The organism is Neisseria sp. P0016.S008 (assembly GCF_051957775.1).
In the GTDB taxonomy this organism is placed as follows: domain Bacteria; phylum Pseudomonadota; class Gammaproteobacteria; order Burkholderiales; family Neisseriaceae; genus Neisseria; species Neisseria flavescens_B.
Genome location: NZ_JBQCWB010000005.1, coordinates 96873 through 118583 on the forward strand (window position 1 = coordinate 96873; position 21711 = coordinate 118583).

Annotated in this window: 23 protein-coding genes; 12 read left to right on the top strand and 11 right to left on the bottom strand. The window is 49.7% G+C overall.

Annotated elements, in window-relative coordinates; all coding sequences use genetic code 11:
- Positions 1-22 precede the first annotated feature (22 nt).
- The 3 genes from ACTHS8_RS07975 to rnhA all read right to left on the bottom strand — a co-directional run bounded on the left by ACTHS8_RS07975 (position 23) and on the right by rnhA (position 2448).
- The gene (locus tag ACTHS8_RS07975) at positions 23-1216 is read right to left on the bottom strand and encodes an LD-carboxypeptidase (RefSeq protein ID WP_107810228.1); all 1194 of its coding nucleotides are present in this window, start codon (positions 1214-1216) and stop codon (positions 23-25) included.
- Positions 1217-1290: 74 nt separating this feature from the next.
- Positions 1291-1689, bottom strand: coding sequence for an HIT family protein (locus ACTHS8_RS07980; protein ID WP_107810229.1), 399 nt, complete (start codon positions 1687-1689; stop codon positions 1291-1293).
- Between the two features lie 321 nt (positions 1690-2010).
- The gene (gene rnhA, locus ACTHS8_RS07985) at positions 2011-2448 is read right to left on the bottom strand and encodes a ribonuclease HI (RefSeq protein ID WP_049350717.1); all 438 of its coding nucleotides are present in this window, start codon (positions 2446-2448) and stop codon (positions 2011-2013) included.
- Positions 2449-2567: 119 nt separating this feature from the next.
- On the opposite strand from rnhA, the gene ACTHS8_RS07990 reads away from it, so the two are divergent.
- On the top strand, positions 2568-2957 hold the full coding sequence (locus tag ACTHS8_RS07990; RefSeq protein ID WP_003678731.1) for a PH domain-containing protein: 390 nt from the start codon (positions 2568-2570) through the stop codon (positions 2955-2957).
- A gap of 12 nt (positions 2958-2969) precedes the next feature.
- On the top strand, positions 2970-3839 hold the full coding sequence (tehB, locus tag ACTHS8_RS07995; protein ID WP_440373431.1) for an SAM-dependent methyltransferase TehB: 870 nt from the start codon (positions 2970-2972) through the stop codon (positions 3837-3839).
- Between the two features lie 56 nt (positions 3840-3895).
- Here the strand turns inward: tehB and ACTHS8_RS08000 are convergent, their stop codons facing one another.
- Positions 3896-4396: an N-acetyltransferase family protein gene (locus tag ACTHS8_RS08000; protein WP_440373432.1), complete on the bottom strand. Its 501-nt coding sequence runs from the start codon at positions 4394-4396 to the stop codon at positions 3896-3898.
- Between the two features lie 13 nt (positions 4397-4409).
- Positions 4410-4946 carry an isochorismatase family protein gene (locus tag ACTHS8_RS08005; RefSeq protein WP_440373433.1) on the bottom strand — a complete coding sequence of 179 codons (537 nt, stop codon included), beginning with the start codon at positions 4944-4946 and terminating at the stop codon, positions 4410-4412.
- A 153-nt stretch (positions 4947-5099) separates the two neighbouring features.
- Here ACTHS8_RS08005 and argS point away from each other — a divergent pair, with 153 nt between their 5' ends.
- Positions 5100-6818 carry an arginine--tRNA ligase gene (gene argS, locus ACTHS8_RS08010; protein WP_440373434.1) on the top strand — a complete coding sequence of 573 codons (1719 nt, stop codon included), beginning with the start codon at positions 5100-5102 and terminating at the stop codon, positions 6816-6818.
- A 157-nt stretch (positions 6819-6975) separates the two neighbouring features.
- Here the strand turns inward: argS and ACTHS8_RS08015 are convergent, their stop codons facing one another.
- Entirely contained in the window at positions 6976-7332 is a 357-nt protein-coding gene (locus ACTHS8_RS08015; protein WP_003686136.1) for an STAS/SEC14 domain-containing protein, read from the bottom strand.
- A gap of 18 nt (positions 7333-7350) precedes the next feature.
- Positions 7351-8241: a DMT family transporter gene (locus ACTHS8_RS08020; protein ID WP_440373435.1), complete on the bottom strand. Its 891-nt coding sequence runs from the start codon at positions 8239-8241 to the stop codon at positions 7351-7353.
- A gap of 174 nt (positions 8242-8415) precedes the next feature.
- Between ACTHS8_RS08020 and ACTHS8_RS08025 the strand changes: the two genes are divergently transcribed.
- Entirely contained in the window at positions 8416-8763 is a 348-nt protein-coding gene (locus tag ACTHS8_RS08025) for a hypothetical protein (protein WP_003686176.1), read from the top strand.
- A gap of 73 nt (positions 8764-8836) precedes the next feature.
- On the opposite strand, the gene ACTHS8_RS08030 is transcribed toward ACTHS8_RS08025, so the two are convergent.
- Positions 8837-9589 carry a CPBP family glutamic-type intramembrane protease gene (locus ACTHS8_RS08030; protein WP_070826588.1) on the bottom strand — a complete coding sequence of 251 codons (753 nt, stop codon included), beginning with the start codon at positions 9587-9589 and terminating at the stop codon, positions 8837-8839.
- A 208-nt stretch (positions 9590-9797) separates the two neighbouring features.
- On the opposite strand from ACTHS8_RS08030, the gene ACTHS8_RS08035 reads away from it, so the two are divergent.
- Positions 9798-10196 carry a DUF350 domain-containing protein gene (locus ACTHS8_RS08035; protein ID WP_440373436.1) on the top strand — a complete coding sequence of 133 codons (399 nt, stop codon included), beginning with the start codon at positions 9798-9800 and terminating at the stop codon, positions 10194-10196.
- 201 nt (positions 10197-10397) lie between these two features.
- Here ACTHS8_RS08035 and ACTHS8_RS08040 read toward each other — a convergent pair whose 3' ends face one another.
- On the bottom strand, positions 10398-11228 hold the full coding sequence (locus ACTHS8_RS08040) for an outer membrane beta-barrel protein (RefSeq protein ID WP_063075970.1): 831 nt from the start codon (positions 11226-11228) through the stop codon (positions 10398-10400).
- Positions 11229-11662: 434 nt separating this feature from the next.
- Here ACTHS8_RS08040 and ACTHS8_RS08045 point away from each other — a divergent pair, with 434 nt between their 5' ends.
- From ACTHS8_RS08045 to ACTHS8_RS08075, 7 genes are all read left to right on the top strand, one after another.
- Positions 11663-12676 carry an SPFH domain-containing protein gene (locus tag ACTHS8_RS08045; RefSeq protein WP_063075971.1) on the top strand — a complete coding sequence of 338 codons (1014 nt, stop codon included), beginning with the start codon at positions 11663-11665 and terminating at the stop codon, positions 12674-12676.
- A gap of 203 nt (positions 12677-12879) precedes the next feature.
- Entirely contained in the window at positions 12880-14400 is a 1521-nt protein-coding gene (locus tag ACTHS8_RS08050) for a DUF4178 domain-containing protein (protein WP_440373437.1), read from the top strand.
- Between the two features lies 1 nt (position 14401).
- Complete coding sequence (locus ACTHS8_RS08055) at positions 14402-14548, top strand: hypothetical protein (protein ID WP_162837292.1); 147 nt, start codon at positions 14402-14404, stop codon at positions 14546-14548.
- Complete coding sequence (gene speD, locus ACTHS8_RS08060; RefSeq protein ID WP_254342799.1) at positions 14545-14928, top strand: adenosylmethionine decarboxylase; 384 nt, start codon at positions 14545-14547, stop codon at positions 14926-14928. The genes ACTHS8_RS08055 and speD overlap by 4 nt, the downstream gene beginning before the upstream one ends.
- Before the next feature lie 87 nt (positions 14929-15015).
- A complete protein-coding gene (locus ACTHS8_RS08065) occupies positions 15016-16713 on the top strand; it encodes a DUF4178 domain-containing protein (protein ID WP_440373438.1) in 1698 nt (565 codons plus the stop codon).
- Positions 16714-16780: 67 nt separating this feature from the next.
- The gene (locus tag ACTHS8_RS08070; RefSeq protein ID WP_440373439.1) at positions 16781-18391 is read left to right on the top strand and encodes an NAD(P)-binding protein; all 1611 of its coding nucleotides are present in this window, start codon (positions 16781-16783) and stop codon (positions 18389-18391) included.
- Positions 18392-18458: 67 nt separating this feature from the next.
- The gene (locus ACTHS8_RS08075) at positions 18459-18827 is read left to right on the top strand and encodes a hypothetical protein (protein ID WP_254345904.1); all 369 of its coding nucleotides are present in this window, start codon (positions 18459-18461) and stop codon (positions 18825-18827) included.
- Between the two features lie 100 nt (positions 18828-18927).
- Here ACTHS8_RS08075 and ACTHS8_RS08080 read toward each other — a convergent pair whose 3' ends face one another.
- Both ACTHS8_RS08080 and edd read right to left on the bottom strand, forming a co-directional pair.
- The gene (locus ACTHS8_RS08080) at positions 18928-19566 is read right to left on the bottom strand and encodes a bifunctional 4-hydroxy-2-oxoglutarate aldolase/2-dehydro-3-deoxy-phosphogluconate aldolase (protein ID WP_254342804.1); all 639 of its coding nucleotides are present in this window, start codon (positions 19564-19566) and stop codon (positions 18928-18930) included.
- 90 nt (positions 19567-19656) lie between these two features.
- Positions 19657-21492 (bottom strand): phosphogluconate dehydratase, encoded by a 1836-nt coding sequence (edd, locus tag ACTHS8_RS08085; RefSeq protein WP_440373440.1) that lies wholly within the window; start codon positions 21490-21492, stop codon positions 19657-19659.
- Positions 21493-21711: the final 219 nt, after the last annotated feature.

Below are 21711 nucleotides of genomic sequence, written 5' to 3' on the forward strand. Positions count from 1 at the left end.
GGCCTTTTGATTTGAACAAGCCTTATTCGGTAACTTCTTCAGTGATGCTGTCGCGGTAGATGGTGCTGTCGTAAGTCGGAACAGGAGGCGGCAGCAGGTTGTTGAGCGTCAGCGCGGACGGGTTCAGCGTCGGGTAGCCGCTGAAGGTAACGGAATAACCGCCGTTGCCGGTACTGCGGACTTTGGCATGCGCGCCCAAAGGGAAAGTGGTTTTGTTGGTGATGTGGCCGAATGGGAAACCGGTCAACACAGGAATCTTGGCGGTACGCGAAATGTGGTTGACGACGGCGGAGAAGTCGTAGCTGGAGTCGTATGCGTCGCGGATGGTACCCATGCGGAAATCGCCGAAGATAATGGCGCGTTGTTTTTGTAAAACACCTGACAGATAAAGCGTATTAAGCATGCGCTCGATGCGGTAGGGCTGCTCGCTGACGTCTTCGATAAAGAGGATGCCGCCTTGAATATCGGGCATGTAAGGCGTACCGGCGAGAGAGGCGAGAACGCTGAGGTTGCCGCCCCACAATGTGCCTTCGACGTTGACATCGGCGCGTTGGATGGTTGGGACATCAACGATGTTGACATTGTTGGTCGTGCCGCGGATAAAGGAATCCATGGTAAAGACGCTGGGGTCTGCTTTGCCGAATTCGCTGTACACCATCGGGCCGGCAAAGCTCATCATATTGCCTTTGGCCAACAGGGCGAGTTGGACGGCGCACACGTCGCTGAAACCGAAGAACAATGTACCGCGTTCGCGTATTCTGGCGCCGAGTGAGGCAAAGTCGATTTGCGGCAGGATGCGTGCCGCGCCGTAGCCGCCGCGCAGGCCCATCAAGACTTTAGGCGTTTCGACGCGGCCGCTGGCAACGTCTTGGAAGTCGGCGGCGCGTTGGGCGTCGCTGCCGGCAAAGCGTTGGTAACGGCGGCTGCCTGCCTGTTGGTTGGTCACGGTAAAGCCTGCGTTGTAGAGGCGGGTCAGGCCTGTGGTCACGCGGTTGGGGTCTTCGGCGAAGCCTGACGGCGCAACAACGCGCAGGAGGTTGTCGCCGGAGCGTGGCGGATGGGGTTGCTTAGGTTGCACGGTTTTGGCTTTCGCGGTGGTAGATGTGGTTTTAGTTTGCGGCGTGGTGGTTGTGCCGGTGCCGCAGGCTTGCAACAACCCTGCGCCTGCCGCGGCAGAGCAGGTACGCAGGAAATGGCGGCGCGTGGTGGAAGTCATTGAGGTTTTCCTTTCGTTATATGTTCAGACGGCCTGAAGCTTGGCGTGTTGGACCTTACAGGCCGTCTAAAAGTTTAAGCGATTAAGTTTTTGATTTGTTCCGGCCAATTTTCGGGCAGGGTCATGCCGTGTTCGCGGACGGGTGCGGCCCAAATCGGCGCGGGGAAGTTGGCGTCGTTTTCAAAGCGAGCGATGACGTGCCAATGCAGATGGGGCACAACATTGCCGAGGCTGGCCAAATTGATTTTGGCCGGGCGGAAGACTTGGCGCATTGCTGCTTCAACTTGATACACCATTTCCATGATTTCGTTGCGTTCGGCAGGGGAAAGGTCGGTCATCTCGGAAACATGGTCATTCCAAATAACGCGGCAGAATGCCGGTGCGCCGGCTTCGTTGTGGACGGCGATAACGCGCAGGTTTGGCGTTTGCAGCAAAATATCTTCGTTGTCGGCAGTGCAGATAGGGCAGGTCATGGGTTTTTCTTTCTCAGTCTGAATAGGAATCGGATGATTTCAATCAGGATTTTTAGAATGAGGTAAATAGCAGTCAGTGTGATGAATGTGAAAAACCACGGTTTGGGTATAAACCACCAAAATAAATAGGCGGGCGTGATTCAGTCGTCACATTCTTCGGCACTTTTAACGTGATCACACAATCAAAAGTTAAAAAAATCATTGACATCATGAAAGGGCGAATAGGCGAACATAAGTGCTATTGGCGTCACACAAATCAATGCAATGATAGCAATCCAAAAGAATGGTTTGAGATATTTGAGTACAGTCATGGGTGAAGTGTTATGCAAATTTTGCTGCGCCTCGGTTGGCGAGCTCGTCGGCTTTTTCGTTTTCAGGGTGTCCGGCATGGCCTTTTACCCAAGTCCAGCGGACATCGTGCTGTTGAACCAAACTATCCAGCTCTTTCCATAAATCATCGTTTTTGACCGGTTTTTTGGCGGCGGTTTTCCAGCCGTTTTTTTTCCAACCGTGTATCCAGCTTTCCATGCCGTTTTTGACGTATTGCGAGTCGGTGCAGATGACGACTTGGCAGCGGCGTTTTAAGGATTTCAGTCCTTCGATGACGGCGGTCAGCTCCATGCGGTTGTTGGTGGTTTCGGCTTCGCCGCCGAACAGTTCTTTTTCGTGTGTGCCGTAGCGCATAAATACACCCCAGCCGCCTGCGCCGGGGTTGCCTTTGCATGCGCCGTCTGTGTAGAGGTAAACGGGTTTATCCATGGGCATGTCTTTGTCGAATAAGGCGGTATCATAACATAAGGCCGTCTGAAATATCGGCAAATACGGTTTGCGCGTGTAAAATACCCTGCACTTATCACTCGTATAGAAAGCAGGTAGATATGGGATTGTTCAGCGGCCTTTTGGGCAATGCTTCGCAAAAAGACGCCGATGCGGTCGAACGCGATTTGGCGAATATCCTGATTGATGGCGAACAGGTAAAAATGGCATTCAGTCTGGTGCGCGATTTGATTGTGTTTACCGAATATCGGCTGGTGTTGGTGGACAAGCAGGGGTTGACCGGCAAGAAAGTGTCTTACCGTTCGATTCCGTATCGTTCCGTGTCGCGCTTTTCGGTGGAAACCTCGGGCCATTTCGATTTGGATGCCGAGCTGAAGATTTGGGTTTCTTCCGGCGAAGCACCGACCGAAACCTTGCAATTTAAAAGCGACAAGAGCGTGATTGCCATTCAGAAAGCTTTGGCAGAAGCTGTGTTGAAACCGTCAAAATAGAAAGGAAACATGATGAGCGAACAGCAAGAATTGTTTTGTTACAAGCAGATGCCGGTGTGGACGACGGATGAGATTCCCGAAGCCTTGTTGTCCAAACACAATACCGCAGCCGGTACTTGGGGCTGCCTCAATGTCCTCCAAGGCCGTCTGAACTTCAATGAAGTGGACGAGGCGGGCAATGTTACGGCCACGCACGAGCTGACGCCTGAAAGCGATGATTGGATTATCCATCCGCAAGCATGGCACTTTATCGCGCCGCAAACGCAAGACACGGAAATTCAACTGTCGTTTTACTGCGAGGCGGCGGACTATTTCAATAAGAAATACGGCATGAGCGCGACGCATTCGGCCGTCCGCGCCGCCGAAGGCATCGTGCCTGTCGGCAAGGTTTTGGATATGGGCTGCGGCCAGGGCCGCAATGCGCTGTATCTGGGTTTGAAAGGTTTTGACGTTACCGCTGTCGATAATAATCCCCATGCGGTTCAAAACGTGGAAGAGCTGGCGCGTATCGAAGAGTTGAATGTCCGCGCGTTTGAATACGACCTCAACGCCGCTAATATTCAGGAAAACTTTGATTATATGGTGGCGACCGTGGTGTTTATGTTCCTGATGCCGCGTTACGTTCCTGATGTGATTGCCAATATGAAGGAACACACCAACCCTGGCGGCTACAACCTGATCGTGTCTGCGATGGATACGGAAGATTTCCCTTGTCCGATGCCGTTCCCGTTCAAGTTTAGCGAGGGCGAGTTGCGCGAATACTATAAGGATTGGGAATTGGTGGAATACAAGGAAGAGTTGGGTTCGATGCACGCGAAAGACGAATTCGGCAATCCGATTCAGTTTAAATTCGTCACCATGCTGGCGAAGAAACCGGAATAAAGGTTTTACCGTAAAAAGGCCGTCTGAATTCAGTTTTCAGACGGCCTTTGTCGTCATCAATCCACAATCCTTTTGCCCAAAATCACCACGTCTGCCAACATGGTTCCCAAATCGCAGACTTGCGGCAGTCGTCCCCATTCTTCAAAACCGAAACGGTGAAATAGGTTCAGGCTCGGATAGTTGTGGCCGAACACAAGCGCGATGACGTTGCGGATGTCTAAGGACGGCGCGCGTTCGAGCATGTGCCGCAACAGGATTTTGCCCACGCCTACGCCGCGCATATCGTGGCGGACATAAATGCTGACTTCCGCGCTGATGTGGTAGGCGTAGCGCGGATGGTAGTCACTGAAACTGCCCCAGGCCAATACGGTGCCGTCGGCATCGTAAAGGGCGTAAATCGGGCGTTTGTCCGTGTGCGCGGCAAACCACATTTCGCGTTCGGCAACCGTGGTCGGCGACAAATCGGCCGTGGATTGGCGCGTGGCCACGGTGCTGTTGTAAATATCGACGATGGCGGGCAAGTCTTGGCGCAGGGCAGGGCGGATGGTGTATTGCATTTCAGACGGCCTGTTATTGAATTAGTTTGGAGATAGTCTTAAAGGCCGGATGTTTGGCATCGCCGAGCAGTCGGAACAAAATACTTTCGACATTGGAAATGATAATGCCCTGATGGCTCAGTTGCGCCAAACCATTGTCACGGTTGGCCGTTGTACGCGAGGCGGTGCATTCAAAAGGCAGGAACACAGTATAACCTTGCGCCTTCAAATCCAAGGCCGTCTGAAGTATACAGATATGCGCTTCTGCTCCAACTAAAATAACGTTTTTGATGTCGTTTTTGCGTAAGATTTCCCGAATTTCAGGTAAAAACGCCGAAAATTGGGTTTTCTCGACAATGGGCGTGCCTTCGGGCAACAGCAGCGATACAGCGGATACAGTGTTGCCCAAACCTTTCGGATATTGTTCGGTTACGGCAAAGGGTACGTCCAAAGCCGTCAAACCTTGAATTAGCAGGCGGCAGCGTTCCAACATTTCATCCGTGCCGGAAAGGGCGGGTAGCAGGCGTTCTTGAATATCGACAATCAGACAAAGCGTATTTTTCGGGTTCATGGCTTTTCCTTTCAGACGGCCTTTACAGCAAAATCGTTGAATCAGAATGCAATCATATAACAAGCCGCTGGAAAAGTATTGCAGCTTGCCCTGTTTTAAAGCCCGAAATTCTTTTAAAATACCGCCTGATTTGAATTGATAGAGACCGACAACATGAATTTATACCAAACCGTCGAACGTGAAGCCCAAGCAGCCTTTACCGCTGCCGGTTTGTCCGACAGCCCCGTCGTATTGCAGGCGGCAAAAAATCCCGACTTCGGCGATTTCCAAATCAACGGCGTGATGGGTGCGGCGAAAAAAGCCAAACAAAATCCGCGCGAGTTGGCGCAAAAGGTAGCCGAAGCATTGGCGGGCAACGCCGTGATTGAAAGCGCGGAAGTCGCTGGCCCGGGCTTTATCAACCTGCGCCTGCGTCCTGAATTTCTCGCTCAAAACATTCAGACGGCCTTGAACAACGCGCGTTTCGGCGTAGCGAAAACCGACAAACCGCAAACCGTCGTTATCGACTATTCTTCGCCTAATCTTGCCAAAGAAATGCACGTCGGCCACCTGCGTTCCAGCATCATCGGCGACAGCATTTCGCGCGTATTGGAATTTATGGGCAACACCGTTATCCGTCAAAACCATGTCGGCGACTGGGGTACACAGTTCGGCATGTTGGTCGCTTATTTGGTTGAGCAGCAAAAAGACAATGCCGCGTTTGAGCTGGCAGATTTGGAGCAGTTTTACCGCGCCGCCAAAGTACGCTTTGACGAAGATCCTGCCTTTGCCGACACCGCACGTGAATACGTTGTGAAGCTGCAAGGCGGCGATGAAACCGTATTGGCATTGTGGAAACAGTTTGTCGATATTTCGCTCTCGCACGCCCAAGCCGTTTATGACACGTTGGGCTTGAAACTGCGCCCAGAAGACGTGGCGGGCGAATCTAAATACAACGACGATTTGCAACCCGTAGTCGATGATTTGGTTGAAAAAGGTCTGGCAGTCGAAGACGACGGCGCGAAAGTCGTATTCTTGGACGAGTTCAAAAACAAAGAGGGCGAACCTGCCGCGTTTATCGTGCAAAAACAAGGCGGTGGCTTCCTTTATGCTTCCACCGACTTGGCATGTTTGCGCTACCGTGTCGGCACGCTTCATGCCGACCGCCTGCTGTACGTCGTCGACCATCGCCAAGCCCTGCACTTTGAGCAACTCTTTACCACTTCCCGCAAAGCAGGCTATCTGCCGGAAGATGTAAAAGCCGAGTTTATCGGCTTCGGCACCATGATGGGCAAAGACGGCAAACCGTTCAAAACACGCAGCGGCGACACCGTGAAACTGGTTGACCTGCTGACTGAAGCTGTCGAGCGCGCCACTGCTTTGGTGAAAGAGAAAAATCCTGAATTGGGTGCAGACGAAGCAGGTAAAATCGGCAAAACCGTCGGCATCGGCGCAGTCAAATATGCCGATTTGAGCAAAAACCGCACCAGCGATTATGTGTTCGACTGGGACGCCATGCTTTCGTTTGAAGGCAATACCGCCCCTTACCTGCAATACGCCTACACTCGCGTGCAAAGCGTGTTCCGTAAAGCCGGCGAATGGGACGCAACTGCGCCAACCATTTTGACCGAACCTTTGGAAAAACAACTGGCCGCCGAGCTGCTGAAATTTGAAGACGTACTGCAAAGCGTGGCGGACACGGCATATCCGCACTACCTCGCCACCTACCTCTATCAAATCGCTACCTTGTTCAGCCGCTTCTACGAAGCCTGCCCAATCCTGAAATCAGAAGGCGCAACCCGAAACAGCCGCCTGCAACTGGCGAAGCTGACCGGCGACACGCTGAAACAAGGCTTGGAATTGTTGGGCATTGATGTATTGGATGTGATGTAAGTTTTTGAATAAAAATGATGAAAGGCCGTCTGAAACTTTGCGGGTTGCAAAGTTTCAGACGGCCTTTTTGATGGTTTGACAGATGTCGTTATGTCGTTGATTTTGAGCCTAAGCGGTTTTGAATTTGCTTAGGTAATGCGTTCAGACGGCCTTGTCTTTATTTCAAATTGCTTGCCAACAACCAAGCCTGTGCTTCGGTGGCATCGCTGAAATATTTGGGATGTTGGTTGGTCAGGAGGCTGGAAAGGCGCGCGCCGAGTTTGATCCAAATGTCGTCGGTAATGACGGCAACGCGGCCGAAGTCGGTTTCATGTTGGTTGAGGAATTTGATTTGCTCAACCGCCATATCGATGGTGAAGTCTTTCAGCATGGATAAATCTAACAGGATGTCGGGCAGATGGACTTTTTGTTTCGCGGCCAACAAGGCTTCTTCCAATTGGCGGAAATCGTCCAAAGTGAACTCGTTGTACAGCGCTACGTTTAAGCCGTAAGATTGTTCGCGGATGGAAATCATGGTGTTCTCCTTGTTAAATTATTGCTTCATCAGAAATTTTTTGATTGAGGCCGGAGTAAAACTGCTGAACACGCCGCCTGCAACAATGATAACCATGCCGGCGGCTTCCTGCCAAGTGATTTTATCGCCGAAAAGCAGTACGCCGGAGAGGGCGGAGAAAACGACGGTCAGGTAGGAAAGTGAGGCAACGGTAAATTTCTTGCCGACCTTATAGGCGCGGGTCATGGCCAGTTGGGCAATCATGGCGGAGATGCCGATGCCGGCCAGATAGGGCAGGGAAGACGCGGTCAGCGGATGCCAGCCGGTAAAGCAGCTCCAAATGGCGGACATGATCAGGCCGGTAAGCGACAGATAAAACACCACGCGCCAGCCCGGTTCGCCTAAAAGCGAGAGTTCGCGCACCTGTAAATATGCCCAGCCCGACATGGCGCCACCTGCCAAACTGACCAGCGCGGCAAATTCCTGTCCGCCTTGGAAAGATGGATTGAGCAACAGGATAACGCCGATAAAGCCCATAACCAGAATGGTTTGGGTATAAAGCGTAATTCGTTCTTTTAAAATGAAAAATGAAAAGATGGCAAGCCAGATGGAGGAGGTGTAGTTGAGCGTGACGCCTGTTGCCAGCGGCAGATGTATGACGGAATAAAGCGTGCACATCATGGCAAGCGTGCCGATGACGCTGCGGTTGAGATGGGTTTTCCAATGCGGCGTGGAAAATGTGTTGCCTTGCGCTTTGGCCATGATGCCTAAGAACAGGGTGGAGACCAGCATACGCCAAAAGACCAGCTCGCCGCTGGAAAAGCCGAAATGTGTAGAGGCGGCTTTGACGGAGAGGTTCATGACGGTAAAGCCGAGCGCGGCAATAACCACCCATGCCGAGCCGAGCGGATCTTTTCTGACGGTTTCCATTTGATGGGTATGTAAAGCGATTTTATTAATAAGAAAATATTATACAGGTCAATCAGGCCGTCTGAAAAATATCGTTGGGTTTCAGACGGCCTTTTTATTAGAAAATAAGAATTATTATTGAGTAATGAGGTGGGTTTTTATAGAATGGAAGCCCTATTTTAAGAAAGGCTTGCCATGAAAGTATCTAATATTTCTGCTGTATTGCTGTCTGCTTTGTTTTCCGTTGCCGTTTCTGCCGCGCCTTTGGGAGAGGTTTCTTCCGAAAACGGTAAAATTTTCAGCGGCGAAAATTACATGGTTGTTAAGAAAGACATGAAGAAAGGGGAGCAGATTAAGCCGCACGATCATCCGGGTTTTAAAACGCTGATTTTTGCCGTTGGAAAAGGAAGCTTTGACGTAACGTTGAATCAGACTGAAAAACATACGGTCGGCGCAGGCTCGGTGTTGCGGTTTGGCGGCGATGCAGTGATTGAGGCAGTTGCAACCGAAGATGCGGATGTGGCAATTACTTTGATTAAGTAAACCGATAAATGATAAAAGGCCGTCTGAAAAATGATGTTTCAGACGGCCTTGTTTATTCAGTCAACTATTGCCATTAAGCGCAAATCAAATAGATGAAGCCGGAGCCGAAGATATCTGCCAAGGCGTGAATCAGGAAAAACGGCAGCAGGTTTTTGACTTTGTATTTGTAGAAGAAGTAGTACATCAAGCCGAAAACAACGCCGATAACGGTTGCCCAAAGCATGCCTTGGTAAGTATGGAAGGAGATACGCACCAAGGTCGAATAGGCCAATGCCTGCCATTTGTATTTGTCTTCCACGCAGGTTAAAAGGCCGAGGAAACAGAATTCTTCGTAAAAGCCGTTTAAAAGGCCGTAGAGGATGGCCATCGGCGCAAGGGCGGCGAATTTGTCGAAGATGGATAATGGTTTGATGTATTGAAAGATTTCAGTGGTAAAGTAATTGTAGCCGCCGCTTAACGAAGTCACCGCGTCGGCGGTCAGACCCATTAGGATAAAAATCACAGGCGTCCAAAATAATACGCCTAAATTAAAGCGAATCGGCAGCTGTTTAAAGTCGAAACGGCGGATAACAAGGTAAATCAAAGCAATGGCAAGCAGCGTCAACTGCAGGCTCATGTTTTCCGAATAAGCCACGCCGGTTACCGCAGTATCACGCACTTCCTCGGCAACCGCGGCTGTTTCTACTTGCGGCATCAGGCTGGCGATATAAAGTTGGGTAGACCGGTAGGCAAATTGACCGAACAGGATGGCGGTCACAATCAGCATGTCAAACCAGCGCAGATGGCGCAAAGGCTCTTTAGGGCGGATGGCGGCGAGTATGCTCATATTCTCCTCTTTGCTCTGATAAATAGCGGTGCGCAATAGTTACATAAATATACAAAAATCGTCAACAATTATCACAATAAAACATAAATTAAAAATCAGACCCTTTCAGACGGCCTGATGAAGCGCTTCTAAAAATGCCATATTTTCCGAAGGGTTTATCTTCAAAAATATGGCATAATCACTTTATTGCAAACCAAGGAATCTTATCGTGAGTCTTTCTCTGTCCCAATATCTGCTTTACCTGCAATATATGTTGGCAGGTATCGCAATGACTGTAGTTTTCGGTGCCGTATATTTGCGGATTACCCCCGTCGAAGAATTGCGCCTGATTAAAAACGGCAATCTTGCCTGTGCCTTATCGTTTGGTGGCGCGTTAGTCGGTTTCTGTCTGACGCTTGCCTCAAGTATTGCCCACAGTGTCAGCTTCATCGATTTTATCCTATGGGGATTTGCCGCAGCAGTGATTCAGATTTTTGTCTATTTCGCTGCAACAATGATGATTAAAGGCGCTACCGCAGAACTCATTGACAACAATGTCGCCGTCGGCGCGTTGTTTGGTGCAGTGTCCATCTCGATCGGCATTTTGAACGCTGCTTGCTTGACTTGATTTTGATGGTCGGTTGGATAGCAAAAGATGTGCTTATCCTAATTCTTACCTGGAAAAATTATCGGTAGATTTTTTTGACTGATAAGGTCTTATGTCTGACGTTATTAGCGTAATGGTGAGATTTGGTAAGTATCAAAAAATTCAGACGGCCTGTTATATACAAGGCCGTCTGAAATGTTTTAACTGCGTAAGTTCGCTAAATTAGAACGAGTATTGCAATCTTATGCCTGTTTCACGAGTGCGGTTTTTAGGTTCGATCGCGCCCAATTGAATGAAGCCATAGTCTTCTGTAACGGTGAAGTTTGAATCTTTAACTTTCCAGCCACGATAGAACGGGGTCAGGGTGATTTTAGAACCGTTAGCGAATTTTTTAGATACAGGTACTTCCACCTCGATACCTTGTCCACCACCTTGTTTCATTCTGGTTTCTTCTCGATTTGGTTCGTAAGAATACTGGCGGCCTTTCACGGCACGATTGTAAGCAATACGAGGAGCAATCTCAAAGTTTGCAGGAAGGGCAACATTTACACCGGCATTGATTTGCGCATATGTAGTTCGGTTTTTGCGGTCATAATCATCAGGATCGACGCGTCGGCTCAAATCTCTCAGAACACGGTGTCCCAAGCCTGCACCGGCAGTCAGGCTAAAGCGATCGTTAATCGGATGTGTATATTCATATAAGGCACGGATATCGTATGCACGGCGTGGGGCATCTTTGAGTGTGGCAGAACCATAACCTGTGGATTCACCAAATCCATTTTGGAAACTTCCTGTGTAATCTGATTTACCGCGGGAATAACGGCCTTCCAATTTCGCTGCATGGCGATCGTTGAAACGGTATTTAACCCCCGCATTAATAGACCACAGGTTGCCTTTTTGTTGCATTATTCGGCTACCATCTTGTTCATATTCGCGATAGGTTTCGTTGTAATATTCGCTGCCAACGGTAAATTCAACAGGGCGGGCAGCCTGTGCGCCTACTGCAGCAGACAGTGCCAATACAGCAAGACAGAAATGAGCAGAATTTTTCATGTAAATTCCTTTTACTTTGTGAAAATCAGTGTGATAATTTAGTGATATAGCATGGTGGATTTTATAGTATTTAATGAATATTAACAATGCAGTTGGGGTAATATGTTGACTGTTTGGTGTGTTATTTAATGATTTACCGCAAGTATTTGTCTTTTTTATGAGACAGTGCAGATAAAAAGTCTGGAAATAGTGTAAAACTAAGGCAATATAAAGTCTAATTTTGAAGCCTGTTGGTATGTTAATGTTTCTAGGTAGGCTAGTTGGTTTAACAGTAAAAGCACATACGGCTGCTTACTCTATTTTCATACATAAAGACATTTTGAATGTTCATATTATATGACATTCTATTTATATAAAATAAGCGATATAACCGGCCAGGTAAATTGACCTGACTGCCCATAAGTTATCCCTTCTTCTTCAAATAAGGAACTGCGATGTTCAACTTTATCAAGAAACAGTTTATCGATGTCATTCAATGGCCGAATCCTGATGACAGCCTGCTGATGTGGCGTTTTCCGATTGCCGATGAGGAAATTCAAAACGGCGCGAGTCTGACTGTGCGCGAGGCGCAGATGGCGATGTTTGTCGATGAAGGCGTAACTGCCGACGTGTTCGGGCCGGGGCGTTACACGCTCAATACGCAAACGTTGCCTGTGTTGACCAACTTGAAAAACTGGGACAAGCTCTTTGAATCCCCGTTTAAATCGGATGTTTACTTTTTCAATACCAAACAACAGCTCGCACGAAAATGGGGTACGTCCCAACCTGTTACCGTGCGCGATGCCGAGTTTGGCGCGGTGCAACTGCGTTCGTTCGGTATGTATTCTTACCGCATCAGCGATCCGGCAAAATTCTTCAAAGAAGTCAGCGGCGTGGCGGCGCAATACAGCGGTGTAGATTTGGAAAACCAGTTGCGCAATATTGCAGTCACCCAATTGGCGGCCGCGTTTGGCAGCTCCGGTATCCCATTCTTGGATATGGCGGCGAACCAAGTTTTGCTGTCGCAAAAAATCGGCGAATTGCTTGGTGCGGAATTTGCCAAGCTGGGTTTGGCGCTGGAAAACTTCACTGTTGAAAGCATTACCTTGCCTGCGTCTATTCAGGCTGCGTTGGATAAGAAAATTTCGATGGGCGTTATCGGCGATTTGGGACGCTACACCCAATATCAAACCGCCGAATCCATCCCGCTTGCGGCACAAAATGAAGGCGGACTTGCCGGAATCGGTGCAGGTTTGGGCGTGGGTGCCGGTATTGGTCAGGCGATGGCGGGTGCCATGGCGGGCATGATGCAGCCGAATGCGCAACAGGCTCAGCAAAATGCTCAGCCGGCTGCCGAAGATCCTCAGGTGAAATTGGTGAAACTCAAGTCTTTGCTGGATGGCGGTTTGATTTCGCAAGAAGATTTTGATAAAGCCAAGGCTGAAGTGTTGAAACAGTTGATTGGTTAAGCAATTGAAGGCCGTCTGAAAAATATTATTCAAAAGAAGCATTAAGCTGCTTTTGTGAAAAGGTTTCAGACGGCCTTCGAATCATTTGAGTGAGTCTGTTCGGCGATTTGGTGTGTTTCTAATCTGAAATCATTGATAAAACCAGTTGATATAAACGTTAAGGCCGTCTGAAACACTCCAACCCATTCTGAAAAAGCAAATCCATGTCTCAAACTCCTTTCTTCAAAACCGACTGCCCAAGCTGCGGCGCGCCTGTCGAAGCGCATTCTGCCTCCGCCGTGACGCTGGTGTGCGGCTATTGCAATAGCATGCTAGTGCGGCAAGATAACGGCGTTGTCGACTCCGGCCGCGATTCCGCATTGCTAGAAGATTTTAGTCCGCTTCAAATCGGAACCAGCGGCACATTTGTCGTGCAACGCTTTACCTTGGTTGGACGGCTTCAGGTGAAATACGACGATGGTGCGTGGAATGAATGGTATGCGCTGTTTGACGACGGCAGGGCCGGGTGGCTTTCTGAGGCGGGTGATTTGTATGTGATGACAATGCCGGTCGAAATCGATAATCCGCCGAAATTTGAAGACACGCGAGCCGGATTTAGCGAGCTGACTTTTCAAGATAAGCACTATATTGCCTCCGATGTCCGCAAAATCAGCTTGAAACGCGCCGCCGCACAGGGTGAATTGCCGTTTGTTTTGAAAGAGGATACAGAAAATCGGGTTTCCGACTGGCGTTGCGAAAACCTTTTCATCACGCTCGATTACAGCAACAAAACACCCGAAGTCTTCTTCGGGCGGATGGTAAACCTAGATGATTTAAAGCTGGAAAACACGCGCCACGAAGATGAAATTAAAGAAAGCGCAGGCCGTCTGAAAGGCAGTATTACTTCAGAAAACTGTCCTAACTGCGGCTCATCCATTCATTGGGTAAACGGTCTGACTTCCCATCTAAACTGTCAAAGTTGCGGTAGCGAATTGGCAGTCGGCAAAGATAAAGCGGAACTTATTACCGCCAATAATCTGCGTTTGTCACAAAATACGATGTTTACTTTGCCTGTCGGCTCGACAGGCCGTCTGAAAAATAAAGAGTTTCATGTTATCGGCGCAATCCGATATTTAGAAACAGATGCGCAGGAAACATTCGACAACCTGTTCAACGGCGCCAACCGCGTGCTCACACCCGAAGGCCAATGGTCGGAATATCTGCTTTACAACCCAACTCAGGGTTTCTTATGGCTGGTTGAAGCTGATGAAGGTTGGAATATTTCCGAAACCTTGAACGATTGGCCGCGCCTCGACCGCAACCGCCAACCGCAAGGCTATGGCAAACTTTATGACTATGGAGGTAGGGTAGAAGTCGCTGCCGGCGCCTTCTATTGGCGTATCCGAAGCGGTGATTTGAACTATTACAGCGATTACCGAGACGGACAAAGCCGTAAGCTTGGCGCAGAACTAAACAGTCACGAAATGGCATGGAGTAGAAGTACACCCATTGCTTATCGGGAAATTGCAGATGCGTTTAATTTAACCAGCCGCGCACCGCATTACACTGCAAACATGGCGGTAGACGGTATTGATAAATCATTAAGAATCATAATGACCGCCATCTTGGTTGTCGTCAATTTCCCTGCGCTTCTGACCGGTGACAGCTCTGCCGCACTTACCGTCATCTTTATAGGATGCTGGTTGTTGTGGACCATGGGAAAAAAAGACGAGGACGAGGATTAATATGTCGAGAATCACTTACATCATTTTCAGCACCATCATCATCGTCATCTCCATGATCATCAGCTACGGCTCTTCTGACTCTGACGGCTCTCGTATGCACTCCGGCGGTTATTACGGCGGCAGTGGTTATTCCGGAGGCCATAAATGACCCATGTCCCCGGTAATCATGGTCTATTAGACTTATACGGCTGCGATGAAGCCATCTTAAAAGATGAAGGCCGTCTGAAAACCGTTTTGACAGCTGCCGCACAGGCCGCAGAAGCCACCATATTGACTGAACATTTCCACACCTTCGGCGGCGCAGGCGGCATAACCGGCGTTTTGCTGCTCGCCGAGTCCCATATCAGTATCCATACTTGGCCGGAACACCGTTTTGCTGCTATAGACGCATTTATTTGCGGCGGTATGAAATTGGAAGAAGTGAAGGAAATCTTGTGCAGGGAGTTGGCGGCTGAAAGGGCTGTTTGGACGGTTGCGCAACGTGGCGAAGGTATACTAGATGATATACAACTATCGGTTGAACCATAAAATCTTTCCGGCCGTCTGAAAACATATTCAATCCGTTTTCAGACGGCCTTAAACCTTGCGCTGATTAAACTGAAATATTGACGCTATATGGAAAAAACGCCTTTTTTTAAAACTGATTGCCCAAGCTGTGGTGCGCCTGTGGAGGCGTATTCCGCTACTGCCGTAACACTGGTGTGTGGCCATTGCCGCAGTATGCTGGTTGCTAGAAGCGGTAAGGGGAGGAGCGGATATTTTGTTGCCAATTCAGGGCGTGATTCAGCGCTGATGGAGGATTTCAGTCCGTTGCAGATTGGAACGCGAGGCGTTTTTGATGATCGGAAATTTACGCTGATTGGGCGATTGCAGGTGCATTACGATGTCGGCGCATGGAATGAATGGTATGTCTTGTTTGATGACGGGCAGACTGGCTGGCTTTCCGAGGTTGGCGATTTATATGCGATGACATGTTTGCTTGCTCAGAAGAGGAGACGGGGGCCGAAAAATTTTAAGTCGGTGAAAGCCGGTTCCAGTTCGTTGATCTTTAATGGCCAAACCTTTATTGCGTCAGATGTCCGCACCATACATTACCGTAATACTGATGCGCAAGGCGAGTTGCCGTTCAATTTATCTGGGAATCAAGCGATAGGCAAGGTTTGCGACTGGCGACGGGGCAATTTGTTTTTGACCTTGGATTATTCGACTTTTCCAATGGACTCCTACTTCGGACGCATAGTCAGTTTGGACAGTTTGAAGCTGGAAAATAAGCGCAGTGATGATGAAATCCGTGAAAGTGCAGGCCGTCTGAAAGGAGAGATTCTTTCTGAAAACTGCCCTCATTGCGGCGCTCCTATCCATTGGCCAAGTGGTGTTACTTCTTTCCTTTTGTGTCAGTCTTGCGGCAGTAGTTTGAACACGACAAAAGATACTGTTGCGTTGATGGAGGCAAATGCCCGAAGGAAAGAACAAGAAAACCTGTTTACGCTTCCCATTGGTACGACAGGCCGTCTGAACGATACAGAATATCTGATTATCGGGGCTGTAAGATTTGCCGAAATATCGTCTTATAACCAAAATCAGTCTGAATACTGGACGGAATATCTGCTTTATAACACGCAACAAGGGTTTGCCTGGCTGATTGAGTCTGGAAAACGCTGGCGGCTGTCAGAAACCTTACACACATGGCCGGACTTTGATTCAAGTGGCAATCCTGCCAGTGAAATGTTGATTGATCATTACCGCGGACAGGTCGAGGCAGCGGCTGGTGCTTTTTATTGGAAAGTCAAGCAAGGCGATTTGCTTCATTACAAGGAATATAGCGGCAAGAAAAGTTATGGCCGGAATGTCATTCTGTGTTCCGAGCAGAGCAAGGATGAAATTGTCTGGAGTAAAAGCAGCCCTGTGTCTTACCGTCAAATGAGAAAGGCATTCGGCCTGTCTTTTGATACTAAGGAGATGCTCTCTTACTGGCTGAAGGGCGACAATAGAAATGTTGGGAGCAGAGATAATGTAGCCCGTATCATTGCTATGCTGATTCTTATCATCGTCAACCTTCCGGCCTGGCTGTCACCGCACCTACGTAACCCTGTTGGTATAGCGGTCAGTCTGTGTGTGTTGGTATGGATATGGGTTTCCGACAGATATAAAAACGATCGTAATTATGAAGAAGAACGGGTAGGGACGATTATTTTCTTTGCTTTCATCATTTTCCTTACCGTCTTGTTCAACTATGTCCAAGCGGAAGACAGTGATTCATCGCATTCCGGTTCCAGCGGCTCCTATCATGGTTATTCGGCAGGGCATAAATAACGTGAGACCTGCTTAACCTCGTTGTACCGTTTTACTTTTATTTTTTCAGACGACCTTTTTATAAAACATGCTAACCCGCCGTCAATTTCTCAGCTATACCGCCGCGCTTAGTGCTGCCTCTACTTTTTCTTGGCAGACTTACAAATACCTCAACCGCAAACCGCCGGTTTCTATTAACCGTGTCGGCTTACCGTTGGGGCATTTGTTGCGCGACGGAGAATTATTGCAAGTGCCAGCTCGTCGTTATGAATGCAATACGTTGATACTCGGCAGCGGTGCGGCTGGTTTGGGGGCGTTGTGGTATTTGGCGAAACACGGTCATCGCGATGTATTGCTGGCGGAAGGGTTCGAGCGCAACGGCAACAATGCCGCCTACGTCGCTTCAGACGGCCTGAAAGCGCCGAGCGGTGCGCATTATTTGGCTTTGCCGTCGAAAGAAAGCGTGTATGTGCGCGAGATGCTGGCGGATTTCGGTATTTTGCAGCCGGACGGCAGCTTTAGGGAAACCGATTTGGTTTATGCGCCCGAATCGCGCCTTTTGTATCAGGATAAATGGGTGGAACATTTATTGCCGAAAAAAGATGCGGATTCCAAACGTTTTTTCGATTTAATCGGTCGTCTGAAAAAGGCTTACGGCAATGACGGTAAGAAAATTTTTGCCATTCCGATTGCGCTGTCATCGGCAGATGAGACATGGCGCAAACTCGATAATCTGACGTTCAAACAATGGCTTGAGCAAGAAAGTTATAACTCACCCGAGCTTTTATGGTATCTCGATTATTGTTGCCGCGACGATTACGGACAAGGCATTGGGCAAGTGTCTGCCTTTGCCGGACTGCATTATTTTGCCGCCCGCAACAGCGCGGAAACCGTCCTCACTTGGCCCGAAGGTTTGGCGCATCTTTCTGAAAACCTGCGCCGTCATGCCGGTTTACAGGAAAGCTGGCAATGGCCGTCTGAAAGCAGTATCCGTTTGGAAAAACCTGCTTCAATTAATGCTTCTGCCGTCAAAATCAAACCGCTTTCAGACGGCCGGATTAAAGTGTGGCTGCGTGATAATGCAAAAGGGGAAACCGTTGCCGTTACCGCGCAACACGTTATCTCCGCCATGCCGCTGATGGTTGCCGCCCGCATTATTGAATTTCCCGAACAATTTGGTCTGGACATTCCCGAATACGCGCCATGGCTGGTTTCTAATTTTGAACTGCACAGTTTCCCGAAAGAAAAAAACAACAGCGAACTTGCGTGGGACAATGTGGTTTACGGCAGCCAAGGGCTGGGTTATGTTGTTGCGACCAACCAGCTTATCCGGGTTGCCCGTCCTGAACGCACGATTTTTACCGCCTACGCCGCGCTCAACCATGATACGCCACAAGCCATCCGCCGACAGCTGCTTGAAGCAAGCGACGAAGAGCTGCTCCAGCTTGCCGCCCAAGATCTGCTTACCGCTTACGGCGAAGGCTTTTGGCGGCACGTTTCCCATGTTGACATTACCGTTCGCGGGCATGGCATGAGCGTGCCGAAACCCGGCTATTTAAGCGATGAGGCTTTATTAAAAATCAGAAGTCGAAATACCGGATTATTGTTTGCACACAGTGATTTAAGCAGCTATTCGGTATTTGAAGAGGCTTTGTATTGGGGTGTGGAAGCGGCACGGAAAGTGTTGGGGCAGGGATAATTTGAATGGGCAGATGCTGGGCTAAATATCTGTTTGTATTTAAATTTCAATTCTAAAAGGAAATTATATGAAATATTTGAGCTTTTCTCTGATTGTTGCCTTAGGGTTAGGGAGCGCGGCATTTGCCTCTGCTGAAAAAATGCTGCCTCTGAACGAAACGGGCTGCATTGACCAACCCTTACAGGTTAAACGTGGCCAAGTGTTTGGTTTTAATAGTTCGGCAGATGCCGGTTTAGTGCTTTCATTCGCGCCTGTCAGTCCAGGTGTCGTTGTAAAAGACCCGAAAGGCAAACGGATTGCTTTGGAAGTAGGGGCTGATGGAGATGCGCCTGAAAACCGCTTCAGCTTTGCCGAAATCAATCAAAAAGGACGTTACACCATCCGCTTCCCGAGGGCAGGTAAGATTGAATCTTTGTGTGTTAATGCCGCCAGTTAGGATAAATATTAAGCCGAATAATGTTTGATTCGGTATGCTTGCAGTAAAAAAGGCCGTCTGAAATCATATTCAGACGGCCTTTTTTAACCTTATAACCTAATTAGGCTTTGGGTTTCAAAGCGGCAGCTTCGCGAGCCAGACGGGTGATGGTATCCCAGTCTTTGTTTTTGATGGCTTCTTTCGGAGTCAGCCATGAGCCGCCGACGCACAAGACATTAGGCAGTGCCAAATACTCGGGTGCAGTTGCCAGGCTGATGCCGCCGGTCGGGCAGAAGCGAACATCGGCATAAGGGCCATAGAGGGCTTTGAGCATGGCTTTGCCGCCAACGACTTCGGCAGGGAAGAGTTTGAGGGTATCGATGCCGTGTTCCAAAGCCAGTTGGACTTCGCCCGGAGTGGCAACGCCGGGAATCAGGGGGATGCTGCTGTTGTGGCTGGCTTTGGCGAGGGATTCGTGCAAACCCGGGCTGATGGCAAAAACCGCGCCTGCGTCTTCGACGGCTTTGAGCTGTTCGGGATTGGTTACCGTACCCGCGCCGACGATGGCGTTGGGCACTTCTTTGGCAATCAGGCGGATAGCATCAAGGCCGACAGGGGTGCGCAGGGTGATTTCGAGGGTGGGAATGCCGCCTTCGACAAGGGCATGGGATAAATCGACGGCAGTACTCAAGTCGTCAATCGCCATTACCGGCACAACTGCGCCGGCAGTCAGAATTTCACGAGGGGTCAGTTTAGACATTTTAGGTCTCCGTTGGGGACTGTATCGTAATAGGGTCGTTAACATGGTTTCAGACGGCCTGATTGTTTTAAAAGGCCGTCTGAAAAGGGTTTAGGCAAATTCGCCGCCGAAGCTCATGGCACCGGTTTCTGCGCTGCTGGTCATGCTGCGGAAGTTGGCGAAGAGTTCGCGGCCGCAACCTTGTTGGTTCGCGCTCAAATCGATGTGTTCGACTTCACGGGCATTCCATTCGGCTTCGTTAATCAGAACGTTGAGTTCGCCGGTAACGGAGTCGAAGCGGATCAGGTCGCCGGTACGGATTTTGGCGATGTTGCCGCCCATCAGGGCTTCGGGCGTCATGTGGATGGACGCCGGAACTTTGCCGGACGCACCGGACATACGGCCGTCGGTCAGCAGCGCCACTTTGAAGCCGCGGTCTTGCAGGATGCCCAAAGGCGGGGTCAGTTTGTGCAACTCGGGCATACCGTTGGCGCGCGGGCCTTGGTAGCGGACAACGCAGACGAAATCGCGTTCCAATTCGCCGCGTTCAAATGCCGCCAATACTTCGCGTTGGTCGTTGAACACGATGGCAGGTGCTTCGATAATACGGCAGCCTTCGCGCACGGCGGATACTTTAATCACGCCGCGTCCGATGTTGCCTTTCATCAGGCGCAGACCGCCGTCCGGGGAGAACGGGTTGTCGGCTTTGCGCAAGATGTCTTCATTGCCGCTGGTTTCAGGGGCTTCGCGCCATTCGAGTTTGCCGTCGATGAGGAAAGGCTCTTTGGTGTAGTGGCGCATACCGTGTCCGACGACGGTATCAACATCGTCGTGCAACAGGCCTGCGTCCAGCAATTCGCGGATAACGAAAGGCAGGCCGCCTGCTGCGGTGAAGTGGTTTACGTCGGCTTTGCCGTTTGGATACACACGGATCAGCAATGGGATGATGGAAGAAATTTCGTCGAAGTCGTCCCAGTTCAAAATCACGCCTGCGGCACGCGCCATGGCGACGAGGTGCATGGTGTGGTTGGTCGAACCGCCGGTCGCCATCAGGCCGATCAGGGCGTTGATAAAGGATTTTTCGGTCAACATTTCGCCCAATGGTTTAATGGTGCCGTTTTTAATGCCGCGTGCGAGGTGTCCGGCAGCGTAGCGGGTCAGGGCTTCGCGCAGGTCGGTATAAGGGTGGACAAAGGCGGCGGCGGGCAGGTGCACGCCCATCATTTCCATCATCATTTGGTTGGAGTTGGCTGTACCGTAGAAGGTACAAGTACCCGGGCTGTGGTAAGAACCCATTTCGCTTTCAAGCAAGGCATCACGGCCAACTTTGCCTTCGGCGAAAAGTTGGCGGGTACGGGCTTTTTCTTTATTGCCGATACCGCTGGACATCGGGCCTGCCGGAACGAAGATGCCTGGAATATGGCCGAAAGACAACGCACCGATCATCAGGCCGGGAACAATTTTGTCGCACACGCCCATAAACAGGCTGCCGTCAAACATTTGATGAGACAGACCGATAGCGGTACTCATGGCAATCACGTCGCGGGAGAACAGCGACAATTCCATACCGGCGTAGCCTTGGGTAATACCGTCGCACATGGCGGGTGTACCGCCGGCGACTTGGGCGGTCGCGCCGTTTTTCTGTGCTTCGTCTTTGATTTGATCGGGGAAGTCTTTAAACGGCTGGTGTGCGGAAACCATGTCGTTGTAGGCAGTGATGATGCCTAAGTTGGGAACGGTATCCTGAAGCATTTCGATTTTGATGCTTTTGGGCATGGAGGCGTAGCCGTGCGCCAAGTTGCTGCAGCCGAGTTGGTTGCGCTCTAAGCGTCCCATCTGTTTGGCACTGCGGATTTTCGCCAGATATTTTTCACGCGTCGGGCGGCTGCGCTCGATAATGCGCTCGGTAATCTCGGCGAGTTTAGGGTGAATAGGAGTGGGGTTCATGTGCTGTCTCCTGGCAAAACGATGTGATAGGGATTTTGTTTGCGCGTTTCTGATTTTTGTATTGGGTGTTTTTCAGACGGCCTGGAGCTGTGGGAATAAATAATAAGTGCTGTCTGAAAGTGTTGAAGATTTTCTCTTCGAAGCGTCTGCGTATTATAGTACAAATTCTGTAATTTTGTTACAAAATAATTCACTAAGTGGAAGAAATTTGATTTAAAT